The sequence below is a fragment of the uncultured Piscinibacter sp. genome, from assembly GCF_937952055.1.
In the GTDB taxonomy this organism is placed as follows: Bacteria; Pseudomonadota; Gammaproteobacteria; order Burkholderiales; family Burkholderiaceae_C; genus Piscinibacter.
The window spans coordinates 83,378-104,004 of record NZ_CALFYO010000021.1 but is presented as its reverse complement, the minus strand read 5'-3'; the positions used below and the strand labels follow the sequence as shown (position 1 = coordinate 104,004).

Annotated in this window: 26 protein-coding genes; 16 read left to right on the top strand and 10 right to left on the bottom strand. The window is 71.9% G+C overall.

Annotated elements, in window-relative coordinates; translation table 11 throughout:
- Nucleotides 1-74: 74 nt before the first annotated feature.
- Nucleotides 75-908: a class II glutamine amidotransferase gene (locus Q0599_RS14700; RefSeq protein WP_298830682.1), complete on the top strand. Its 834-nt coding sequence runs from the start codon at nucleotides 75-77 to the stop codon at nucleotides 906-908.
- A 37-nt stretch (nucleotides 909-945) separates the two neighbouring features.
- Here the strand turns inward: Q0599_RS14700 and Q0599_RS14695 are convergent, their stop codons facing one another.
- Complete coding sequence (locus Q0599_RS14695) at nucleotides 946-1,863, bottom strand: recombination-associated protein RdgC (protein WP_298830679.1); 918 nt, start codon at nucleotides 1,861-1,863, stop codon at nucleotides 946-948.
- Between the two features lie 162 nt (nucleotides 1,864-2,025).
- Here Q0599_RS14695 and Q0599_RS14690 point away from each other — a divergent pair, with 162 nt between their 5' ends.
- The 3 genes from Q0599_RS14690 to Q0599_RS14680 are packed head-to-tail and all read left to right on the top strand — an operon-like array spanning nucleotide 2,026 to nucleotide 3,549.
- Nucleotides 2,026-2,685 carry a DUF2239 family protein gene (locus Q0599_RS14690; protein WP_298830676.1) on the top strand — a complete coding sequence of 220 codons (660 nt, stop codon included), beginning with the start codon at nucleotides 2,026-2,028 and terminating at the stop codon, nucleotides 2,683-2,685.
- Nucleotides 2,686-2,708: 23 nt separating this feature from the next.
- Nucleotides 2,709-3,071 carry a GIY-YIG nuclease family protein gene (locus Q0599_RS14685; RefSeq protein ID WP_298830673.1) on the top strand — a complete coding sequence of 121 codons (363 nt, stop codon included), beginning with the start codon at nucleotides 2,709-2,711 and terminating at the stop codon, nucleotides 3,069-3,071.
- Between the two features lie 22 nt (nucleotides 3,072-3,093).
- Nucleotides 3,094-3,549 (top strand): MarR family winged helix-turn-helix transcriptional regulator, encoded by a 456-nt coding sequence (locus Q0599_RS14680; protein WP_298830670.1) that lies wholly within the window; start codon nucleotides 3,094-3,096, stop codon nucleotides 3,547-3,549.
- 73 nt (nucleotides 3,550-3,622) lie between these two features.
- On the opposite strand, the gene Q0599_RS14675 is transcribed toward Q0599_RS14680, so the two are convergent.
- Genes Q0599_RS14675 through Q0599_RS14665 form a run of 3 tightly spaced genes read right to left on the bottom strand, consistent with a single transcriptional unit; the run spans nucleotide 3,623 to nucleotide 5,641 of the window.
- Entirely contained in the window at nucleotides 3,623-4,438 is an 816-nt protein-coding gene (locus tag Q0599_RS14675; protein ID WP_298830666.1) for a TlpA disulfide reductase family protein, read from the bottom strand.
- Between the two features lie 22 nt (nucleotides 4,439-4,460).
- The gene (locus Q0599_RS14670; protein WP_298830663.1) at nucleotides 4,461-5,189 is read right to left on the bottom strand and encodes a Crp/Fnr family transcriptional regulator; all 729 of its coding nucleotides are present in this window, start codon (nucleotides 5,187-5,189) and stop codon (nucleotides 4,461-4,463) included.
- Between the two features lie 20 nt (nucleotides 5,190-5,209).
- Nucleotides 5,210-5,641, bottom strand: coding sequence for a rhodanese-like domain-containing protein (locus tag Q0599_RS14665; RefSeq protein WP_298830660.1), 432 nt, complete (start codon nucleotides 5,639-5,641; stop codon nucleotides 5,210-5,212).
- 97 nt (nucleotides 5,642-5,738) lie between these two features.
- On the opposite strand from Q0599_RS14665, the gene Q0599_RS14660 reads away from it, so the two are divergent.
- The 3 genes from Q0599_RS14660 to eno are packed head-to-tail and all read left to right on the top strand — an operon-like array spanning nucleotide 5,739 to nucleotide 8,997.
- Nucleotides 5,739-6,692: a 2-dehydropantoate 2-reductase gene (locus Q0599_RS14660; RefSeq protein WP_298830658.1), complete on the top strand. Its 954-nt coding sequence runs from the start codon at nucleotides 5,739-5,741 to the stop codon at nucleotides 6,690-6,692.
- Complete coding sequence (locus tag Q0599_RS14655) at nucleotides 6,692-7,705, top strand: phosphotransferase (RefSeq protein WP_298830656.1); 1,014 nt, start codon at nucleotides 6,692-6,694, stop codon at nucleotides 7,703-7,705. Before Q0599_RS14660 ends, Q0599_RS14655 begins: the two co-directional genes overlap by 1 nt.
- Complete coding sequence (gene eno, locus Q0599_RS14650; protein ID WP_298830654.1) at nucleotides 7,702-8,997, top strand: phosphopyruvate hydratase; 1,296 nt, start codon at nucleotides 7,702-7,704, stop codon at nucleotides 8,995-8,997. The genes Q0599_RS14655 and eno overlap by 4 nt, the downstream gene beginning before the upstream one ends.
- Nucleotides 8,998-9,021: 24 nt before the next feature.
- On the opposite strand, the gene Q0599_RS14645 is transcribed toward eno, so the two are convergent.
- Entirely contained in the window at nucleotides 9,022-9,627 is a 606-nt protein-coding gene (locus tag Q0599_RS14645) for a DUF1134 domain-containing protein (protein ID WP_298830651.1), read from the bottom strand.
- 142 nt (nucleotides 9,628-9,769) lie between these two features.
- On the opposite strand from Q0599_RS14645, the gene Q0599_RS14640 reads away from it, so the two are divergent.
- The 3 genes from Q0599_RS14640 to Q0599_RS14630 are packed head-to-tail and all read left to right on the top strand — an operon-like array spanning nucleotide 9,770 to nucleotide 11,746.
- Nucleotides 9,770-10,984 (top strand): MFS transporter, encoded by a 1,215-nt coding sequence (locus tag Q0599_RS14640; protein ID WP_298830648.1) that lies wholly within the window; start codon nucleotides 9,770-9,772, stop codon nucleotides 10,982-10,984.
- Between the two features lie 10 nt (nucleotides 10,985-10,994).
- A complete protein-coding gene (locus Q0599_RS14635; RefSeq protein ID WP_298830646.1) occupies nucleotides 10,995-11,321 on the top strand; it encodes a rhodanese-like domain-containing protein in 327 nt (108 codons plus the stop codon).
- 35 nt (nucleotides 11,322-11,356) lie between these two features.
- Nucleotides 11,357-11,746 (top strand): DUF302 domain-containing protein, encoded by a 390-nt coding sequence (locus Q0599_RS14630; protein ID WP_298830643.1) that lies wholly within the window; start codon nucleotides 11,357-11,359, stop codon nucleotides 11,744-11,746.
- A gap of 10 nt (nucleotides 11,747-11,756) precedes the next feature.
- Here the strand turns inward: Q0599_RS14630 and Q0599_RS14625 are convergent, their stop codons facing one another.
- The gene (locus Q0599_RS14625; protein ID WP_298830640.1) at nucleotides 11,757-12,671 is read right to left on the bottom strand and encodes a LysR family transcriptional regulator; all 915 of its coding nucleotides are present in this window, start codon (nucleotides 12,669-12,671) and stop codon (nucleotides 11,757-11,759) included.
- A 118-nt stretch (nucleotides 12,672-12,789) separates the two neighbouring features.
- On the opposite strand from Q0599_RS14625, the gene Q0599_RS14620 reads away from it, so the two are divergent.
- Nucleotides 12,790-12,975: a hypothetical protein gene (locus tag Q0599_RS14620; RefSeq protein WP_298830638.1), complete on the top strand. Its 186-nt coding sequence runs from the start codon at nucleotides 12,790-12,792 to the stop codon at nucleotides 12,973-12,975.
- 74 nt (nucleotides 12,976-13,049) lie between these two features.
- Here Q0599_RS14620 and Q0599_RS14615 read toward each other — a convergent pair whose 3' ends face one another.
- Complete coding sequence (locus Q0599_RS14615) at nucleotides 13,050-13,988, bottom strand: pyridoxamine 5'-phosphate oxidase family protein (protein WP_298830633.1); 939 nt, start codon at nucleotides 13,986-13,988, stop codon at nucleotides 13,050-13,052.
- Complete coding sequence (locus Q0599_RS14610) at nucleotides 13,989-14,612, bottom strand: glutathione S-transferase family protein (RefSeq protein ID WP_298830630.1); 624 nt, start codon at nucleotides 14,610-14,612, stop codon at nucleotides 13,989-13,991.
- A gap of 102 nt (nucleotides 14,613-14,714) precedes the next feature.
- On the opposite strand from Q0599_RS14610, the gene Q0599_RS14605 reads away from it, so the two are divergent.
- The 5 genes from Q0599_RS14605 (at nucleotide 14,715) to Q0599_RS14585 (ending at nucleotide 19,474) form a co-directional block, all read left to right on the top strand.
- The gene (locus tag Q0599_RS14605; RefSeq protein WP_298830625.1) at nucleotides 14,715-15,656 is read left to right on the top strand and encodes a LysR family transcriptional regulator; all 942 of its coding nucleotides are present in this window, start codon (nucleotides 14,715-14,717) and stop codon (nucleotides 15,654-15,656) included.
- Nucleotides 15,657-15,706: 50 nt separating this feature from the next.
- Complete coding sequence (locus Q0599_RS14600; RefSeq protein ID WP_298830622.1) at nucleotides 15,707-16,648, top strand: MBL fold metallo-hydrolase; 942 nt, start codon at nucleotides 15,707-15,709, stop codon at nucleotides 16,646-16,648.
- Between the two features lie 43 nt (nucleotides 16,649-16,691).
- On the top strand, nucleotides 16,692-17,666 hold the full coding sequence (locus Q0599_RS14595; RefSeq protein ID WP_298830619.1) for a cation diffusion facilitator family transporter: 975 nt from the start codon (nucleotides 16,692-16,694) through the stop codon (nucleotides 17,664-17,666).
- Nucleotides 17,667-17,767: 101 nt separating this feature from the next.
- The gene (locus Q0599_RS14590) at nucleotides 17,768-19,213 is read left to right on the top strand and encodes a permease (protein ID WP_298830589.1); all 1,446 of its coding nucleotides are present in this window, start codon (nucleotides 17,768-17,770) and stop codon (nucleotides 19,211-19,213) included.
- 24 nt (nucleotides 19,214-19,237) lie between these two features.
- On the top strand, nucleotides 19,238-19,474 hold the full coding sequence (locus Q0599_RS14585) for a thioredoxin family protein (protein ID WP_298830586.1): 237 nt from the start codon (nucleotides 19,238-19,240) through the stop codon (nucleotides 19,472-19,474).
- Between the two features lie 45 nt (nucleotides 19,475-19,519).
- Here the strand turns inward: Q0599_RS14585 and Q0599_RS14580 are convergent, their stop codons facing one another.
- Nucleotides 19,520-20,194 carry a nitroreductase gene (locus tag Q0599_RS14580; RefSeq protein WP_298830584.1) on the bottom strand — a complete coding sequence of 225 codons (675 nt, stop codon included), beginning with the start codon at nucleotides 20,192-20,194 and terminating at the stop codon, nucleotides 19,520-19,522.
- Between the two features lie 11 nt (nucleotides 20,195-20,205).
- On the bottom strand, nucleotides 20,206-20,619 hold the full coding sequence (locus Q0599_RS14575) for a hypothetical protein (RefSeq protein WP_298830582.1): 414 nt from the start codon (nucleotides 20,617-20,619) through the stop codon (nucleotides 20,206-20,208).
- Nucleotides 20,620-20,627: the final 8 nt, after the last annotated feature.

The window sequence follows — 20,627 nt, the reverse complement described above, 5'->3', positions numbered from 1 at the left end:
GCCGTCGGTGGGCGGGTTTCAATTCGACCGTGGCACGAGATTCGCTCGACACGCCAGCCTTGAACCGACGCCCCATGTGCCAGCTTTTCGCCCTGAACAGCAACACGCCGAGCACGGCGACCTTCTCCTTCACCGGGCTGTCCGCGCGCGGCGGGTTGACCGGCGACCATGTCGACGGCTACGGCATGGCCTTCCACGAGGGTCGCGCCTGCCGCCTGTTCGTCGACGAGCAGCGCGCCAGCGATGCCGCGCTGGCCGAGTTCCTGCGACGTCAGCCGATCCGCGCGCGCAGCGTGCTGGCTCATGTGCGCCGCGCCACGCAGGGAGCGGTGCGGCTGGAGAATTGCCACCCCTTCGTGCGCGAATGGCAGGGGCGGCACTGGTCGTTCTGCCACAACGGCGACCTGAAGGATTTCACGCCGCGTCTGAACGGCAGCGAACTGCCGGTGGGCGACACCGACAGCGAGCGCGCCTTCTGCTTCTTGCTGCAGGAACTGCGCCGGCACTTCCGGCGTCGCGCCGTCCCGCACTGGAAGCATGTGGCGCCGCTGCTGGCGGAACTGGCCGGCAGGGTGGCGCGCCACGGCGCCTTCAACTTTCTGCTCTGCGATGGCGAGGTGCTCTATGCCCACGCCAGCACGCGGCTGCACGCATTGCAGCGCCAGCATCCGTTCCCGGCGGCGCAACTGGTCGACCACGACCTGGTGCTCGACCTGGCCCAGGCCAACGGCCCGGACGACCGCATGGTGCTGATCGCCACCGAGCCGCTGACGCGCAACGAGCCGTGGCGGCCGTTCGCCCCCGGTGAACTGCGCGTCTATGCGGCGGGCGACGAGGTCTGGCGGCATACGCCGGCACGCTGCCCGGTGCCGGCGCCGGCCTTCGCCGGCCGGCTGGCGCTGGCCTGAGGCTTCGCGCGGGCACCCGGCCCGCAGCGGGCCGGGCTCAGGCCGGGGCGGGGCCGTCTTTCGACGGCAAGCCACCCAGCGCGTCGACGAGGTCCGGCAGCAGCAGGCGAAGTTCGCCGGTCGTGATGGCGACGTCGGCATCGAAGCCGCCGTCGGCTCCGGCGGCCGGACCCGCATTCTCGAGCACCACATCGAGCAGCTTGATGCGCTTCAGCGCGAGCGCATCGGTCAGCACGAAGGAGACGCGGCTGTTCCAGGTCAGCGCCAGCTGGGTGGGCAGCTTGCCCTGCCGGATGTGCTCGCCGACCTCGTCGATGTCCAGCGTATGGCGCGCGTAGCGCACCGCGGCCTTCTCGCTGTCGGGCTGCTTCAGTTCGCACTCGCGGTCGATGCTGAAGCCCCGCGGCGCTTCCTTCTCGCTGAGCCAGGCCGACATTGCCGAGGCCGGCGACAGCGCGGTCTGCAGCGGCACCAGGCGCAGTCCGCCGAACAGTTCGACCAGGCGCGTCAGCACCGCATCGGCCTTCTTGCTGCTGGCTGCGCCGATCAGCACGAGACGCGCCGCCAGGTCGAGCCAGACCAGGGTCGTGGAACGTTTCGGGAAGGCGCGCGGCAACAGGTCGTGCACGATCTGCTCCTTGAGCTCGCGCTGGGCCTTGCCCCGGGGACGGCGACCGGTCTCGGCCTCGATCCTGTCCAGCCGCGCCTCGAGCTGCTGCTTGACCACGCCGCCGGGCACCGGCCTGGACTCGGTGCACAGCTTGAGGATCAGCTGGCCGCCGACGCTCTCGAGCAGCACGCCGTGCTTCTCGCCGCGCGGCTCGACCCAGCCGGCGGCCTCTCGCTGGGTCGGCCCGCATTCGACGAAGCGCGCGCCGTCCAGGCGCGCCTCGATGTCGGCTTGCGTGGGCGGCTCCCACTGGTCGATGCGGTAGACGAGCGCGTTCTTGAACATGGTGCGTGGCGGAGGATGGGGCGCGGATTTTAGGCGGGGCGGACTGCTGCCATGAGCAAGGCTGGTGGCCTGCCGATCGCCTTAAAAATGCCGGGTAAATAGGCTAATGGTCAGTGGATGCGTGCACTGGACGCCTAGTTAAATCCGGGTAATAATGGCTTCATGCCCGACAACACCACCAAGACGCCGCATCGGTTCACCGCCTTTGCGGGTGATCACCTGATCGTCTCGGGCGACATCGCGGCCGTGGCACGGGGTGCCAGGGAGGCGCTCGACGCCTCGCCGGAGGCTGCGGTGCTGATCTTCGACGACGACAGCGGCGCGGTGGTCGACCTCGACCTGCGCGGAAGCCCCGCGCAGGTGCAGGCGCGACTGCGTGGACGGTTCGGCGGCGAAACACGCAGCGATGGCGGCGACGCCGAGGCGGGTGCCGAGGGTGCTGCGCCGCGCGGCCGCGGCCGGCCGCGACTGGGTGTCGTCGCGCGCGAGGTGACGCTGCTGCCTCGGCATTGGGACTGGCTCGCCGCGCAGCCGGGGTCGGCGTCGGTCGTGCTGCGCCGCCTCGTCGACGAGGCCCGCACGCGCCACGCCGAGCGTGACCGGCGGCGCGCGGCGCAGAAGGCGGCGTACCTCTTCGCGTCAGCGATGGCGGGCGACCGGCCGAACTACGAGGAGGCCATCCGGGCGCTGTTCGCCGGCGACCGTGATCGCTTCCACATGCTCATCGCCGACTGGCCGCGCGACGTGCGCGGCCATGCGCAGCGGCTGGCCGCACATGCCTTCGGTGATGCCGGCGGGGGCCCGGCCGATGGCGAAGCCTGAACATCATCCGCGTGGAGAAACCGATGACCGACCGTGCGCAGCAGCGCCTCCTCAAGCAGCAGTTCCGCGAATCGCCGCCGGCCGCTGGCGTGTTCACCATCCGCAACCTCGCCAGCGGCCGCCTGCTGCTCGGCGCGAGCCTGAACCTCGAGGGGGCGCTGAATCGCCACCGCTTCGAGCTCAGGATGCGCGGCCATCGCAACCGCGAGTTGCAGGCCGACTGGCTGGCCCAGGGTGCCGAGGGCTTCGCCTTCGACGTCGTCGACACGGTGAAGGAGCGCCCCGCCGATCCGGCCTTCGACCGCGAGGCCGAACTGGAGGTCCTGCACGAGCTCTGGTCGCAGGAATTCGCCCGTCGAGGGGCGCCCCGCTACGACAGCCGATGAGCGCGGCGCACCAGGAGCGACGATGAGACCTTCCCGGACCTCTGCCGACGGGCTGGGCCTGTGCCTCGCGCTCGGCCGTGCGCACGCCAGCCTGACCCTCAAGCTCGACGACGCGCTCGGTGCGCATCACGGCCTGGGCTGGGCCGAGTTCCGCTTGCTCGACCGCCTGGCACAGGGCGAGGGCGGCCGGCTTGCGCTGGGTGAACTCGTGCGACCGCTGGGGCTGCCCTTGTCGGCCGTGCTGCGGCTGGTGCAGGCCCTCGAGAAGACGGGCCATGTCGAACGGCCGGGCGGCGAAGGTTGTCCGCGCGATGCGGCGGTGCAGCTCCGCCCCGCCGGCCGTGCGGTGTTGGGCGCGGCCGCGGAGACCGCCGCCTGGATCTGCGCGCAGGCTGTGAGCGGACTCGGGCTCGAGGACCCGCTGCAGTGGGGCCCGCGCCTGGACGCGCTGGCGTCGTCTACGGCGCTGAAGACCTGAGCGCCGTCGCCCGGCCGCGGTCCCCCCGCGGCGTCCCGGCCATGTCGCCCATGCCTGCGGGCGGGCGGAGCGTTCAGCGCGCGGCGCGCAGCGTGCGCAGCTTCGACTCCAGCGCCGCCGCATTGAGCACGCCGAGGTGCGCATCGACCAGCCGGCCCTGCGCGTCGTAGAACAGCGTGGTGGGCAGGCCGCGCGAGCCGACCGCCGGGCCGAGCGCCGAGCGCGCATCGAGCAGCACCTCGCGCAGCGCGAGCTTCTCGCGTTCCAGGTAGGTGCGCACCGTGGCTGCGCTCTCGCCCTGGTTGACGAAGAGGATGCCCACGGCCGCCTCGCGCTGCTGCGCGGCGGCGAGCACCGGCATCTCGGCGCGGCAGGGCCCGCACCAGCTCGCCCACAGGTTGACCACCACCGGCCGCCCCCGTGCCGCCTGCGCCAGCGTGGTCGGTGTGCCGCTGGCGAACTCGGACATCGCGATCGCGGGCAGCGTGTCGTGGCCGCGCGGCCTGGTGGCGAGCGTGCCGGCGGTCCACAGCAGCAGGCCGGCAAGCAGGCCGAAGCCGAGCGGGCGGCGCAATTCCGGCAACTGCCAGCCGCGCCCGACCAGCCACAGCGTGCCCGCGACCCAGCCGCTGGGGGCGTGCCAGCCGCCGTCGCGCAGGTCGATCACCGCCCAGGGCGAGGCCGCGTAGGCCGAGGCATGCAGCAGCAGGTGCACCGCACGCGCCGCGAGCAGGCCGATCAGCGTGGCACGGAAGACGGCGTTGCCGGCGTCGTGGGCGCGCCCCGGGCCGGCCAGCCTGCTGGCCAGCCACGAGGCGAGGAAGGCGGCCAGCAGCAACAGCAGCGGCGCGACGGGCAGGGCCAGCGGGCCGAGCGGGATGGAGAGCATGGCGTGCCGGATTCTCGCCGTGTCAGACGGCGTCTTCGTGGCGCAGCGCGCGTTCGAGAGCGGCACGGTCGAGGCGCGCACTGCGCGTGGGAATCAGTTCCAGCACGCCCTCGCGGCGCAGTCGGCTGATCAGCCGGCTGGCGGTCTCGACGGTCATGTCGAGCATCGCGCCGATCTCCTCGCGGCGGGGCAGCCACACCGGGCCGCCGGGCTCCGACAGCTCGGCCAGGCGTTTGAGCAGACGCAGCAGGCGCCGGCGCGCCGGTCCGGTGGACAGGTCGGCCACCCAGCTTTCAGCAGCGTCGAGCGCACGCTGCCAGCGCTGCATCAGCTCGCGCGGCAGGCTGCCTTGCGCGGCGCCGAGCTCGTCGACCAGGTGGCGCGGGATGCGGCACAGCTGCACCGGCGTGCAGGCGATCGCCTCGTCGGCATAGGGGCGCTGCAGCAGGGCTTCCTGGCCGATGAGGTCGCCGCGGCCGGCCAGCCGCACGATGCGGCGGTCGCCACGCTCGGTGAAGCGCTCGAAGCGCACGATGCCGGCGCGCACGGTGAAGACGGCTGCAGCGGCTCCGCCGCGCTCGTAGACGGCCTGGTCGGGCGCGACGTCAAGGCTGGCGATGCGCGTGTGGATCTGGTCCAGGCCTTCCTCGTCGAGTACACCGAACAGGGCGCTGCCGCGCACCTCGCAGGCGGCGCAGGCCTGCGCCTGCGGGTGCCTCAGGTCACGCCGGTACAGCGGGACGATGGCCATCGCGGCTGCCGCGGGCCGGATCAGGGGCCGGGCCGGACCATCGGCCAGCCGCGCCGCGCCCACTCGCTCATGCCGCCCTGGACGAAGCGAACGTGGTCGTAGCCGCGCTGCCGCAGCGCCTGCAGCGTGCGGCTGGAGCGGTTCTGCGTGTTGCAGATCAGCAGCACCGGTTTGACCGGGTCGGTGGGGATCTCGGCGAGGCGCCGGCCGATCTGGCTCATCGGCAGCAGCCTGGCGCCGGCGGCCACGCCGGTGGCGTGCTCCTGCGGCTCGCGGATGTCGATCAGCACTGCGCGGCCGGCCTCGAACTCCGCGCGCGCGGCTTCCAGGCTCACCGCGTCGCCGTCGGCGAAGGCGGGCGAGGCGGTCAGCGCCAGCCCGAGCGCCACGGCGACGAACTGGCGGCGAGCGAGGCGCGGCGGGTCGAAGGAGTCGGCAGGACGCTGGGACATGACGGGGCACCCGTTAAACATCAGTACCGAATGATATTCCGCCGCATCGACCCTTGCTTGCGCCGGGTCAGGAAGTGCATCGATGCATACTCGCGCGATGTCGACCCCCTTCCGATCCACGGCCGTCGTTGGCGCCGGCGCCGTCGGCAGTTTCTTCGGCGCCATGCTGGCGCGCGCCGGCCACCCCGTCACCCTGATCGGCCGCCCGGCGCATGCGCAAGCCATCACGCGCGACGGCCTGCAATTGCACCGGGCCGGTGGCGTCGACGTCGTGCGCGTGGCGGCGACCGACGACCTGACTGCGCTGCGCGGCGCCGACCTGGTGCTGTTCTGCGTCAAGTCGACCGACACCGAGGCGGTCGCCCGCCAGATCGCGCCGCTGCTCGCTGCCGATGCCGTGGTGCTCAGCCTGCAGAACGGCGTCGACAACGCGGCGACGATCGCGCGCCAGGTCGCGCAGCCGGTGGTGCCCACGGTGGTGTACGTGGCCACCGCGATGCCCGAGCCCGGCGTGGTCAAGCACTTCGGCCGTGGCGACCTGGTGGTCGGCCCGCTCGACGCAGCGGCCGCCGGCGACGCCGCGCTGCAGCTTCGCCTGCGCGACATCGCCGCGCTGTTCGAGAGCGCCGGCGTGCCGGTGCGCATCTCGCCCGACGTGATGGGCGAGCTGTGGAGCAAGCTGATGGTCAACTGCGCCTACAACGCCATCTCGGCGCTGGTGCAGCAGCCCTATGGCCGCATGGCGGCGCTGCCGGCGATCCGCGAGACGCAGCGCGCCGTGGTGCGCGAAGTGGTGGCGGTGGCGCAGGCCGACGGCCAGCGTCTGACGCTGGATGCCGCCATGGAGGCGATGGAGCGCATCGCCATGGCGATGCCGGGCCAGTTGTCGTCGACGGCGCAGGACCTGGCGCGCGGCAAGCCGACCGAGATCGACCACCTCAACGGCTTCGTGGCGCGCCGCGGCGCCGAGCTCGGCATCGCCACACCTGTCAACCAGGCGCTGCACGCATTGGTCAAGCTGGCCGAAGCCGGGCACTCCGGCACCGCCTGATGGCCGGCGCGGGCCAGGCGCTGCCGGGCGAGTTCGTGCAGGCCTTGCGCGAACTGGGCCTGGCCGGCGACGAGCCGCTGAGCGGCGAACCGCTGACCGGGGGCGTGTCCTCCGACATCTGGCGCATCACCACGCGCGAGGGGCCGGTGTGCGCCAAGCGCGCGCTGGCCCGGCTGCGCGTGGCCGCCGACTGGCGCGCGCCGATCGAGCGCAACCAGTACGAGGCGCGCTGGATGCGCGTCGCCGATGCTGCCGTGCCGGGCAGCGCGCCGCGCGTGCTCGGCCAGCACCCGGCACTGGGCGTGCTGGTCATGCGTTACCTGCCGCCCGAAGACCACCGCCTGTGGAAGCATCTGCTGCGCGAGGGCCGCGCCGAGGTCGGCACCGCGGCGGCCGTCGGCCGCACGCTGGCGTGCATCCACGGCCACTCGGCGGCGCGGCCCGGGCTGGCCGCGCAGTTCGACACCGACCGCATCTTCTACGACATCCGGCTCGAGCCCTACCTGGTCGCCACCGCGGTCAGGCACCCGGACCTGGCGGACGTGCTGCACGCGCTGGTGGCGCAAACGCAGGCGAACAAGCGCGCGCTGGTGCATGGCGACGTGAGCCCGAAGAACATCCTCGTCGGGCCGCACGGGCCGGTGCTGCTCGACGCCGAATGCGCGTGGTGGGGCGATCCGGCCTTCGACATCGCGTTCTGCCTCAACCACCTGCTGCTCAAGTGCCTGTGGACCCCGGCGGCGCGCGCCGACTTGCTGGCCTGCTTCGCCGCGCTGGCGCAGGCCTATCTGGCCGGCGTCGACTGGGAGCCGCAGGAGGCCGTCGAGCGGCGTGCCGCGGCGCTGCTGCCGGGGCTGTTCCTCGCGCGCGTCGACGGCAAGTCGCCGGTGGAGTACGTGAGCGAGGAGAACCAGCGCGACGCCGTGCGCCGCACCGCACGCACCCTGCTTCAACATCCGGCGACGCAGCTCGCCGAGGTCAGCGCCGCCTGGCGCGAGGAACTCGAACGATGACCCATCCCTGCGCCATCCGTGCCGTGCGCGGCCGCCGTGTCTGGGACAGCCGCGGCCGCCCCACGGTGGAAGCCGAGGTCGAGCTGCACGACGGCTCGAGAGGCCGTGCCATCGTGCCGGCCGGCGCCAGCAAGGGCACGCGCGAGGCGATCGAGCTGCGCGACGGTGGCGAACGCTTCGGCGGCCTCGACGTGCTGACGGCGGTGGGCCACGTCGACGGCGAGATCGCCGCAGGCGTGCGCGGCATGGCGGCCGACGCGCAGGCCGAGCTCGACGCGCGGCTGATCGAGCTGGACGGCACGCCGAACAAGCAGCGCCTCGGCGCCAACGCGACGCTGGCCGTGTCGATGGCCGCGGCCCATGCGGCGGCGGCCTCGCACGGCCTGCCGCTGTTCCGCTACCTCGGCGGCGAGACCGCCACGCTGCTGCCGCTGCCGCAGATCCAGATCTTCGGCGGCGGGGCGCATGCCGGCCGGCGTGTGGACATCCAGGACTTCATGGTGATGTGCCCGGCGGCGCAGAGCTTCGCGCAGGCGCTGGAATGGACGGCCGAGGTCTACCGCCATGCCGGCGTGCTGATGCGCGCGCGTGGCGCGGCCGCGGGCGTGGCCGACGAGGGCGGCTGGTGGCCGGCCTTCGACACCAACGAGGAGGCGCTGGAAGCGCTGCTGCGCGCCATCGAGCGCGCCGGCTTCGTGCCCGGCGAGCAGGTCGCCATCGCGCTGGACATCGCCGCCAGCGACTTCGGCCGCGGCGGCCGCTACAGGCTCGGCCTGGAGCGCCGCGAACTCGACAGCGACGGCCTGATCGAGCTGCTGCTGCGCTGGTGCGAGCGCTACCCGATCGCCAGCATCGAGGACCCGCTCGCCGAGGACGACGCGCCGGCCTTCGCGCGCTTCACGCAGGCCGTGGGCGCTCGGCTGCAGGTGGTGGGCGACGATTTCCTCGTCTCCGATGCCGCGCTGCTGCGCGCCGCCGCCGACGCCGGGGCCGCCAACGCCGTGCTGCTCAAGCCCAACCAGCGCGGCACGCTCACCGAGACGCTGCGCTGCTGGCAGGCCGCCCGCGAGCGCGGCTACGCGGCCATCGTCTCGGCGCGTTCCGGCGAGAGCGAGGACACCACCATCGTCGACCTCGCCATCGGCTGGCAGGTCGGCCAGCTGAAGGTGGGCTCGTTCGCGCGCAGCGAGCGCATGGCCAAGTGGAACCGGGCCCTGCGCATCGAGGAGCGACTCGGCGCGACCGCGCGCTTCGCGGGCGCAGGCGTGCTCGGGCGCTCGCGGCCGGCCTGAAGGCGCGGCCGCGGCCCGCCCGGCTCACAGCGGGTTGAGCGACTTCTGCGGCCGGTAGTGCGTGTAGCCCACGCTCGCGCCGGCGCGCAGTCCGGCGCCGAGGCGGATCGGTGCCAGCGTCACGCCGTCGAGCCGCTGGTAGTTCAGGCCGACGCCGCCGACGTAGTACAGGCTGCCGTCCACGCCCGGGTAGCGCTTGAAGATCGCCTGCGTGTCCGGCAGGTTGTAGGCAAGCACGAACACCTTGGACGCATTGGCGCCGAGGTCGAAGCCGAGCGAGGGCCCGGCCCAGTAGACCTTCTTCGACGCGCCGGACTTCAGCACCAGATCGCCTTCGCCGTAGCGCACGCCGGCGGTGATGGCGGCGGACACCTCCTCGCCGCGGATGTAGCCGTTGGGCCGGCCCTGTTCGCGGAAGGCCTTGGCGACGACCTGGGCCAGCCCCTCGGTGGTCTGGCCGAAGAACTCGGTCACGGCCTTCACTGTGCCGGCCTCGTCGTAGGTGTCGGCGTCGGTGACGTCGGCGGCACGGCCGAGCCGCGGCACGGCCAGCGCCAGCGTGCCGGCGCCGGCGTGTGCCAGCCAGGCACGCCGGGTGGTGTCGAGGATGAGAGCGCGAGCGTCTTGCATGGTTCTTCTCCTGGCGGTCCACGGGAAGCGGGACCGAGGGTTTGACCTTAGCCACCCTGTCGCGACGCGGTCTTATCCGGATGTGCCGGGATGTTCCGATGTAACGAAGGGCGGTGCGTCGTCCGGTCGCACAATCTCGCGCGTGACCGCTCGTGATCCGCCAGGCCGTCCGCCGCTGCCAGCCGGCGTCTGGGTGCTGGGCTTCGTCAGCCTGCTGATGGACGTGTCCTCGGAGATGATCCACAGCCTGCTGCCGCTGTTCCTCGTCGGCACGCTCGGCGTCAGCGTGCTGGCGGTGGGGCTGATCGAAGGCGCCGCCGAGGCGATCGCGCTGGTCACCAAGGTCTTCTCGGGGGTGCTCAGCGACTTTCTCGGCCGCCGCAAGGGCCTGGCGGTGCTCGGCTACGCGATGGGGGCGCTGAGCAAGCCGGTGTTCGCGCTGGCCACCGGCGCCGGCGCGGTCGTCGCGGCGCGTTTCGTCGACCGCGTCGGCAAGGGCATCCGCAACGCACCGCGCGACGCACTGATCGCCGACATCGCGCCGCCGGGCGCGCGCGGGGCCGCCTTCGGTCTGCGGCAGTCGCTCGACACCGTCGGTGCCTTCCTCGGGCCGCTGCTCGCCACCATGCTGATGCTGCTGTGGGCGAACGACTTCCGCGCCGTGTTCTGGGTCGCGGTGGTGCCCGGTGCGCTGTCCGTCGCGCTGCTCGCCGTCGGCATCCGCGAGACGCCGCGACCCGCAGCGGCGCGGCCGGCGTCACCGATCCGCCGCGAGGCGCTGGCGCGGCTGGGCACAGCGTACTGGCAGGTGGTCGCGCTCGGCGCCGTCTTCACGCTGGCACGCTTCAGCGAGGCCTTCCTGGTGCTGCGCGCGCAGCAGGTCGGCATTGCCGCGAGCTGGGTGCCGCTGGTGATGGTGGCGATGAACATGGCCTACGCCGCCAGCGCCTACCCGTTCGGTCGGCTGTCCGATGCGGTCGGTCCGCATCGCCTGCTGGCGCTCGGGCTGGTCGTGCTGGTCGCCGCGGACCTCGTCGTGGCCGGCGCCGGTGACTGGCGCGCGCTGCTTGCCGGCGTTGCGCTGTGGGGCGTGCACATGGGCATGACGCAGGGCCTGCTGGCCGCGATGGTCGCCGAGACGGCACCGGAGGACCTGCGCGGCACCGCCTACGGCTTCTTCAACCTGCTCGCCGGCGTGGCGACGCTGCTGGCCAGCGCCATCGCCGGGCTGCTGTGGGACCGGCTCGGCTCGGCGTTCACCTTCTACGCCGGTGCCGGCTTCGCCGTGCTGGCACTGGCCGGCCTGCTGGCCTGGATGGTGCGAACGGAGGCGCCGGCGCCGCGCCGGATGACATAGAGTACAGGGTATGAGCGACGCCTTGCTTCAACTCGATCCCGAAACCTGTGCCGCGCGGCTCGACGAGGGTGCGCTGCTGGTCGACGTGCGTGAGCCGCACGAGGTCGCGCGCCTGGCCTTCGACCACCCGCGCTGCGTCTCCATGCCGCTGAGCCATTTCCAGCAGCGCTTCACCGAACTGCCGCGCGACAAGCCGCTGGTGCTCGCCTGTGCCAGCGGCGGGCGCAGCTTCCAGGCCATGCAGTTCCTCATGCACCGCGGCTACAGCCACGTCGCCAACCTGCGTGGAGGCATCGGCGTCTGGGCCGCGCACGGGTTGCCGGTGCGGCGCGGCTGACGCCTCCGGTCAGCACATTCACTCCAGGAGTTGCCATGTACGGATTCCACACCCAGCTGAGCCTGCCCTTCGATGCCGCGGTGCAGAAGGTGATCGACGCGCTCAAGGTCGAGGGTTTCGGCGTGCTCACCGACATCGACGTGCAGGCGACGATGAAGGCCAAGCTCGGTGCCGAGGTGCGCCCCTATCGCATCCTCGGCGCCTGCAATCCTCCGCTGGCGCACAAGGCGCTGCAGGCCGAACCGGACATCGGCCTGCTGCTGCCGTGCAACGTCGTCGTGCGCGAGGAGGCCGACGGCGGCATCACGGTCGGCTTCGTCGACCCGCAGTTCATGGCCGGCCTGATCGATCGGCCCGAGGTGCGCGAGGTCGCCGACGACGCCAAGGCGCGGCTGCAGCGCGCCTGCGACGCGCTGTCGCGCTGAGCCACGGCGCTCAGGCGGTCGCGGCTGGCTGGATGCGGCCGAACCAGGCCGCCCAATGGTCGATGCAGGCGCGGATCTTCGGCAGGCGCTGGCGCGCTCCGGAGACCACGGCGTAGATCGGCACCGCCTGCGGCTCGATGAACTCGGCCAGCACCGGCAGCAGCTTGCCCTGCTGCACCAGGGGCTGCGCCGCGATGGTCGCCAGGCGGCCGATGCCCAGCCCCTGCAGCACCATGTTGGCGGCCATGCCGGTGTCGTTGGTGCGCCAGAAGCCCTCGATGGGCAGCGTCAGCGCGCGGCCGTCGACGGCGAAGGGCCAGTGGTTGAGCCGGGTCGCGGCGCTGTTGGCGACGAGCCGGTGTCGTTTCAGCTCGTCCGGGTGGGTGGGCAGCCCGACGCGGGCGGCGTAGTCCGGCGAGGCGTAGAGCCCGCGTGCGAGCGTGCCGATCTGCCGTGCCACCATGGTGTCGGGCAGCGAGGAACTGGTGCGGATCGCGATGTCGATGCCCTCGCGTGCCATGTCGACGAGCAGGTCGCTGACCTCGAGCTCGACGCGCAGGTGGGGATGACGTTCGCCCAGCGCCGTCAGGCTGGGCAGCAGCAGGTACTGCGCGATCACCGTGCTGGCGGCCACGCGCACCCGCCCGCTCGGTTCGCGCGCCTTGGCCGCGAACTCACCTTCGAGTTCCTCCAGCGTGTGGCCGAGCCGGTGGCAGTAGTCGAGAAAGGTCTCGCCCTCGGCGGTCAGCGCCAGGCCGTGGGTGGAGCGGTGGATCAGACGTGCGCCGCAGGCCTTCTCGATGCGCACCAGCGAGCGCGACACCTGGCTCACTGGCACGTCGCGCTCGCGCGCCACCGCGGACAGGGTGCCCAGCGCCGCCACGCGGGCGAACAGTCTCAGGTCGTCGAAGCCCAGTTCGTGCATGGCCGCGATGGTAGAGGCGCCGGCCTTGCGGTGGCTGCAAGACGGAATTGAAGCGCGTGCCGTTTCCGGCCAGGCGACGGCTTCCTACAGTGACGCCATCACCTCACTGGAGCCCGCCATGAAGACCAGCTTCGATCACCGTGACCTGTCGCCCGAAGAGATGTCGGCCTGGAGGGAAGCGGCCAGGCAGCGCGCCCTGGACGCGCGCGAGGAGGCGATGCGCCAATTCTGGGCCGCCGCCGGCCGCGGCCTGCGCGATGCATGGCGCGCGCTGCTGCGGGTCCGACGGCCTGCGCGGACCTGAGACTGCAATGAGGCTGCGGGCGTTTCAGCGTCCGACCTCGCCTGCCGCCACGCCCGCCCCGGCGCTGGCGAGGCTCAGGGCGCGAATTGCGGCGGCGCTTCGGGGGCCGACCAGCGCAGCGCCAGCACCTCGGTTTGCCGCCAGCCCTGCAGCAGGTCCAACTGCAGCAGGCGCTGTGCACCAGGGAAGGCCGCCAGGGCCGGTGCGTCGAAGACGATCGAAGCCTGGGCGGCCAGTTGCAGCAGGCTGCCGTCCTCGAAGTCCGGCACGAGCAGGCCGGCCTGCGGCCAGGCCATCAGGTTGCCCAGCGTGTTGAAGAAGAAGTTGCCGACGTAGTCGGGCATCGTCAGCCGCAGGCCTCGAGGACCGCTGTCGACCCGTACGAAACCGGGCAGGCCGCCACGGTGCGACACGTCGACCCCGTCGGCGCGCGAAGCGCCAGGTCGCTGGCCGCTGGCCGACGCGATGAAGAGCGTGTCGGCGCGGCGCAGCAGCTCGATCGATGCGGCGTCCAGCAGGGGCCCCAGTCGCTGCGCCGGCCGCGCACGCGGCAGGGCCACCGGCTCGGGCCGTCGCGCGTGGATGTACTTGGGGCAGTTGCCGAAGCTCTGCAGCACCTGCACCTCGAAGCCATCGTCGTGCAGCGTGCGCACGCGGCCATTGGCACGATTGCGCCGGCGCGTGTGCGGTTCGAGGCCGAGCAGACCGACCGCCGCGCCGGCGACGAGCCAAGGGGCGGCCGGGTCGTCGACGGCCGGGCGCGCCTGCACGCGCAGCGTGCGTGCGTCCGGGCTGGAGACGAATCCGGCCGGCCCGTGCAGCATCGTGGCCCACGGCTGGCCGCTGTCGTCCTGGACGGCCAGCAGCAGGGTGGGCAGCTTGCCGAACAGTTCGCGATGCGCCTCGGGCATGTGGTCGCGGACCACGGCACGGCCCACGGCCTCGAGCCGCTCGCGCACGCCGGTGCGCGCCTGCAGGGCCTGCTCGCCGGCATGGAAGGCCGATCCGTCCATTCAAGCCGCCGCGGGCAAGGGCGAGCGTTGCATGCCGACGAAGCCCGGCAAGGCCTCGACGCGCTGCAGCCAGGCGCGCAACTGTGGCCAGGGTTCGAGAGGAATGCCGCCCTCCGGCGCGTGCGCCGTGTAGGTGTGCATCGCGACGTCGGCGATGGTCGGATGGTCCGCGGCCAGCCAGGCGCGTCCGGCCAGGTGGCCGTCCATCACGCCGAACAGCTGGCGGGCGATCACCGCGCACTGCGGGTTGTGCGGCCGCCGGAACAGCACGGCGACGCGGGCCGCGGCCGGACCCGAGGCCAGCGGGCCGGCAGCCACGCTCAGCCAGCGCTGCACCGCCGCCTGCGCGCGTGCATCGGCCGGCAGCCAGCGGCGCTGCGCGTCGTAGCTCAGCGCCAGGTAGACGAGGATGGCATTGCTGTCGGCGAGGACGAAGTCGCCGTCCTCGATCACCGGCACCTGGCCGAACGGGTTGCGCGCGAGGAAGGCGGGCGTCTTGTGCTCGCCGGCGGCCAGGTCCACGTCGACCAGTTCGCAGGGCAGGTTCAGCAGCGACAGCATCAGCTGCACGCGGTGGGCGTGGCCCGACAGGGCATGGCGGTAGAGGCGGATCGGGTTCGGCATGTCGGCTCCCGGGGTGTCAGGGTGTGCAGCCTAGGGCTTGCGCAGCGCGGAATGAAGACCCGAACAAAGCAGTTGAGAATTCCACGTGGAGGAAGAATGCCCATGGACCATCTGCAGCGCCTGCGAACCTTCGTCGCCGTGGCCGAGAGCGGCAGCTTCGCGCGCGGGGCCCGCTCGCGGGACATCTCCGCGCCGGCGGCGACGCGCGCCGTGGCCTCGCTCGAGAAGCACCTCGGAGCGCTGCTGCTGCAACGCACGACGCGCAGCCTGCGCCTGACCGAGCCGGGCGAGGTGTTCCTCGCCGATTGCCGGCGCATCCTCGCCGAGCTGGACGCGGCGGAGTCCGCCGTGACCGGTGCCCGCCACGAGCCGCGGGGCACGCTGGCCGTCACCGCGCCGGCCCTGTTCGGCAGCCGTCACATCGCGCCGCTGCTGTTCGAGTTCCTCGACCGTCACCCCCAGATGCAGGCACGGGCGCTGTTCACCAACCGCCTGGTCCATCTGATCGACGAGGGCTTCGATGTGGCGCTGCGCATCGCCGTGCTGCCCGACTCCGGCCTGACGGCGGTGCCGGTGGGCCGCATGCGCGCGGTGGTCGTGGCCTCGCCGGACTACCTGCGGCGCCACGGCGTGCCGCGCGAGCCGGCCGACCTGAAGCAGCATCGCGCCATCGGCTTCACCATCGAAGGGCAGGACCGCGTCGCCTGGAGCTTCGCCCGCGCGCGTGCGGGCGCGGCGCCGCAGGAGCGCCTGATCGTCAACGCCAACGACGTGAAGGTGGCCGCCGCGGTGGCGGGGCAGGGGCTGGCGCGCGCCCTGGCCTATCAGGTGACCGACGAGGTGCGCGACGGCCGCCTGCGCGTGCTGCTGCAGGCGCACGAGCCGCCGCCGGTGCCGGTGCATCTGGTCTACCCTGCCGGCCGCGGCGCGGCGGCCAAGGTGCGCGAGTTCGTGCACTTCGCCGCCGAACGGCTGCGTGCGATGCCCGTGCTGCAGGGGCGCGGGCTCGAGGCGCCGCGCCGGGCGCGGCCACCGCTATCCTGAGCGTCGGATTCTTCCCCCCTTCTTCTTCCTCGACGCGGTGCTCTGAACCCATGACACGGAACCTCTCCTGCTGGATGGGCAAAGCGCTCGGCGCCCTGGCGATGGCTGCCGCGCCGTGGGCGGCCCAGGCGCTGACGCTGGACTTCCGTCCGGTCGCCGAGGGCGTTTACGCCCACGTCGGCGACACGGGCGCGCGCAGCGTCGAGAACGAGGGCCTGAACGCCAACCTCGGGCTGGTGGTCACGCCGGCCGGCGCAGTGCTGATCGACAGCGGGGCCACCTGGCAGAGCGCGCGGCAGATCCACGAGGCGGTCGGGAAGATCACGCCTCGGCCAATCAAGTGGGTCATCAACACCGGGGGCCAGGATCACCGCTGGCTCGGCAATGGCTACTTTGCCGGCCAGGGGGCCGAGACTCTTGCCCATGCGCAGGCGCAGGCCGACATGCGCAACCGCGGCAACGACCAGTTGCAGGCGTTGCGGGCCGTGCTGAAGGAGAAGGCCGACGGCACGGTGCCGGCCTTGCCGACCCGCTTCGTGCGGGGCGCCGACGAGCGCCTGGAACTCGGTGGCGTCGTCTTCGAGCTGAAGCACCGCGGCGGCGCGCACACGCCGGGCGACATGATGGTCTGGCTGCCGCAACAAGGCGTGCTGTTCACCGGCGACGTCGTCTACGTCGAGCGCATGCTCGGCGTCATCCCGGTCAGCAACACGAAGCACTGGCTGGAGAGCTTCGCCCTCGTCGAGCGGTTGAACCCGAAGGTGCTGGTGCCGGGCCACGGGAAGGTCACCGATCTGATCACCGCGAAGGCCGACACCGAGGCCTACCTGCTTGCGCTGCGCCGGCACATGAAGAAGGCGGTGGACGACGGCGTGGATATCGGCGCTGCCGTGCAGAGCTTCGACGCCCGGCCGTTCATGCGCCTGCTCAACGCGGCCGAACTGGCGCCCGGCAATGCCAGCCGCGCCTATCTCGAGCTCGAACGCGAGTGAGACGCTGCATTCCCGAACCGTCCCCCGCAATGGAGACTGCGGCATGAGTGCCGGCCACGATCACGCCCACGCCCACGCCCACGCACCGGCACGCTTCGACCGTGCCTTCAAGATCGGCATCGGGCTGAACCTGGCCTTCGTCGCCGTCGAGGCCTTCTACGGCTGGAAGGTCGACTCGCTGGCGCTGCTGGCCGATGCCGGCCACAACCTCAGCGACGTCGCCGGCCTGGTGCTTGCGTGGGGCGGGGCGCTGGCCGGCCGGCTGCGCCCCGACCGTCGGCACACCTACGGCTGGAAGCGCGCCAGCATCCTCGCCGCCTTCGTCAACGCGCTGCTGCTGCTCGTGGCAATGGGCTCGCTGGCCTGGGAGGCGGTGCTTCGCCTGCAATCGCCGCAGCCGATCGAGGGTGTGACGATCATGGCGGTGGCCGCCGTCGGCATCGTCGTCAACACGGCCACGGCGCTGCTGTTCATGCGCGGTCGCGAGGCGGACCTCAACATCCGCGGCGCCTTCCTGCACATGGCCGCCGACGCGCTGGTGTCGGCGGGCGTGGTGGTCGCCGGCGCGCTGGCACTCGCCTTCGGCTGGCAATGGATCGACCCGGTGGTCAGCCTGCTGATCGCGATCGTCATCGTCGCCGGCACGGCGGGCCTGCTGAAGCAGTCGGTGCACCTGCTCTTCGACGGCGTGCCCGACAGCGTCGACCTGCGCGAGGTGCAGGGCCTGCTCGAATCGTTGCCGGGGGTGGCACGGGTGCACGATCTGCACGTGTGGGCGATGGGCACCTCGCAGATCGCGTTGACCGCGCACCTGGTGATGCCCGAGCAGCAGGCCGACGATGCGTTCCTGGCAGCGGCGACTCGCCAACTGCACGAGCGTTTCGAGATCGAGCATGTCACGCTGCAGGTGGTGCGCACGCCGTTCACGCGTGCCTGCGCGGTGCCCGACGATCGTCATGGCGCCGACACGACGCCGCTGCAGCACCGCGACCATGAGCATGTCCGGCACGGCACTTGACCGCGCTCAACCCGGGGCGGCCGAACCGGCGGTCTGATGGGGTCTGGGCTCGGACGGGCTGGTTGTGGTCTTCCGCCTGAAACAAGCAAGCTTCCGAGACCATGGACACCTTCTTGCACCTGATCAGCGGCGGCGCCGGCAATCTGGCCGCCTACCTCGCCGCCCATGTGCTGCTGTGCCTGCTGCCGGCGTTCTTCATCGCCGGTGCCATGGCCGCGCTGATTCCCAAGGCCAGCATCACGCGCTGGCTCGGGCGAAGCGCGCCTTACCGCGTCTCCTATCCGGCCGCGGCGGCGGCCGGCTCGCTGCTGGCGGTGTGCTCCTGCACGATCGTGCCGCTGTTCGCCGGCATCTACAAGAAGGGTGCCGGCCTCGGGCCGGCGATCACCTTTCTGTTCTTCGCGCCGGCCGGCAACGTGATGGCACTGGCCTACACCGGCAGCATCCTCGGCGCCGAGTTCGCCTTTGCGCGCTTCGTGTTGTGCCTGCTGTTCGGCATCGGCATCGGCATGCTCATGGCCATGCTGTTCTGGCGCGACGACGCCAGCCACGATGCACTGACCGACAACCTGTTCGCAGAGCAGGCGAGCATCGGCGCGGCGGCCCTCGGCGTGCTGCTGTCGCTGGTGGCGGTGCTGATCGCCGGCACGCTCAAGCTCTCGCTGCTCAATGCCAGCGTGGTCTCGTTCTCGCTGCCGCTGCCGTGGGCACAGGCCTGGCAGGCCACGCTGTTCCAGTGGGTGCCGTTCGATGCCGCCAGGGGCGAGGAGGGCGTCAGCGTGCAGGGCTCGCTGCTCATCGTGCTGCTGCTGCTCATCGGACTGGCCGCCTGGCGGGGCCTGGAGAACATCGTCGAGGGCGCGAACCGCTGGACCTGGGTCGCGCTCGGGCTGGCGGCGGCCACGCTGCTGGTGGCCGCGATGCGGCTGACCCCGCATGCCGACGGACTGGAGGTCGCGCTCACCGGCCGCGTGCTGGCGGTCGGCCTCGCCCTGTGGGCGGTGCTGCATCACGCGCGGCGACTGGAAGCCGATGCCTGGCAGGCCTGGCTGTGGGAATCCTGGCGCTTCGTCAAGCAGATCTTCGTGCTGCTGGTGGTCGGCGTGTTCGTCGTCGGCATGGTGAGGCAAGTGATCCAGCCCGAGTGGATCCAGAACCTCGCCGGCCGCAACGACCTGATGGCCAATGCGGTGGCCGTCGTGTTCGGCGTGTTCATGTACTTCCCCACGCTGGTGGAGGTACCGGTCGCGCACATGTTCCTCGACCTGGGCATGCACCGCGGGCCGCTGCTGGCCTACCTGATGGCCGACCCGGAACTGAGCCTGCAGAGCATCCTGATGGTGGCCGCGGTGATCGGCCGGCCCAAGACCTTCAGCTACGTCGGCCTGGTGGCGCTGTTCAGCGTCGTTGCCGGGCTGCTCTACGGCGCCTGGGTGGACGGCGTCAATCCGGCCTGGATTGCCCTCGGGCTGGCCGCCTTCCTGGGCACGCTGGCGGCGCTGCTCGCCTGGATGCTGGGGCGCCGGGCGGCCCCGGCCGGGGCCTGACCACTCTGCACAAGGAGATGCGACATGAAGACAGTGAAGATCCTCGGCTCCGGCTGCGCCAACTGCAAGAAGCTCGAGGCGGTGGCGCGCGAGGCCGCGAGCAGCGCCGGCATCGAGGCCGAGTTTGTCAAGGTCACCGACATGAAGGAGATCTTGGCCTACGAGTTGCTGTCGACGCCGGGCCTGGTGATCGACGAGAAGCTGGTCAGCAGCGGCCGCATTCCGACGCAGGCCGAGGTGCGGCAGTGGCTGGCCGCCTGAGCCGGCCACGACGGCCTGCGGCATCTCCTGCGACTGCGGCTGCCTCTACTGCAGGCAGTCCGTCGCTGATGTGTCCCCGAGCTCGCTGAGGAAGTCCGATGGCAAGGGCCGGGTGCAGGCGACGACTTTGCGATGGGTCACCGTGCCGATGCTGATGCAGCAGACCGGCACTTCGTCTTCACTCAACCCACACAATCGGTGCAGCCTCGGCGACGCCATCGCCTGGCCGCTGGTCAGGCCGGCACCGAAGCCCATGGCGTGAGCCACCAGCAGGAGGTTCTGGATGGCTGCACCCATCGAGACCATGCGCTCGAGGGGCGGCACGTTCGGCTCGCGCGGGCCGAGGCGGGCGATCGCCACCAGCAGCAGCGGCGCGCGATGGGCCTTCTCGCGCGCCGACTCGATCTGGGCCAGCGTCGCGCCGGGGTCGCGGTCGATCAGCGCCAGCGCGAAGGCTTCGGCCAGCAGGTGCCGCCGGTCGGCGGGCACGAGGATGAATCGCCACGGCGTCAGCAGGCCGTGGTCGGGTGCCGCGGCCGCCGCGACGAGCATCGAGTGCAGCTGCGCCGCAGTCGGGCCGGGTTCCTCCAGGCGTTTGGGCGAAACGTTGTGGCGCGACTCGATCAGTGCCCGCACCGACGCCTGCGCGGCGAGCTGCTCGCACGAATCACTCGCCGGCGCAGGCCGGAGCGCATCCTGCGGTGTGGCCCGTTTGTCCATGATCGGCCCGGTCAGGGTGCCGCGGCGGGATCGAGCGGGCTGACGGCCACCGCGCGCTGGTGCAGGTGCGCGGTGCGCTCCAGGGCCCGTTCCAGCGGCGCGCCGGACTCGACGCCCTCCATGATCAGGCGCTGGAGGATGGCGCCCAGCATCTCGACGTTGGCGGTACATTGTTCGTGCACCGCGCGGAGCAGCGGCAGCACCTTCGGCTGGTCGGCGAACTCCTGCTCGAAATCGCGGTAGGCATGGCCCGTGGCGAGCCAGTAGTGCAGGTCGTAGACGAGGCGGAAGAGGCGGTCCAGTTCGCGCTCGTCCAGTCCGGGAAGATTGGCGCGGACCTCTTCGCCCAGGTCACGCCGGAAGTCCGACAGCCCGTAGACCGCGTCCCCGCGGACGACCTCGGCGGCGGTGAATTCCCATTCCATGGCTTCTC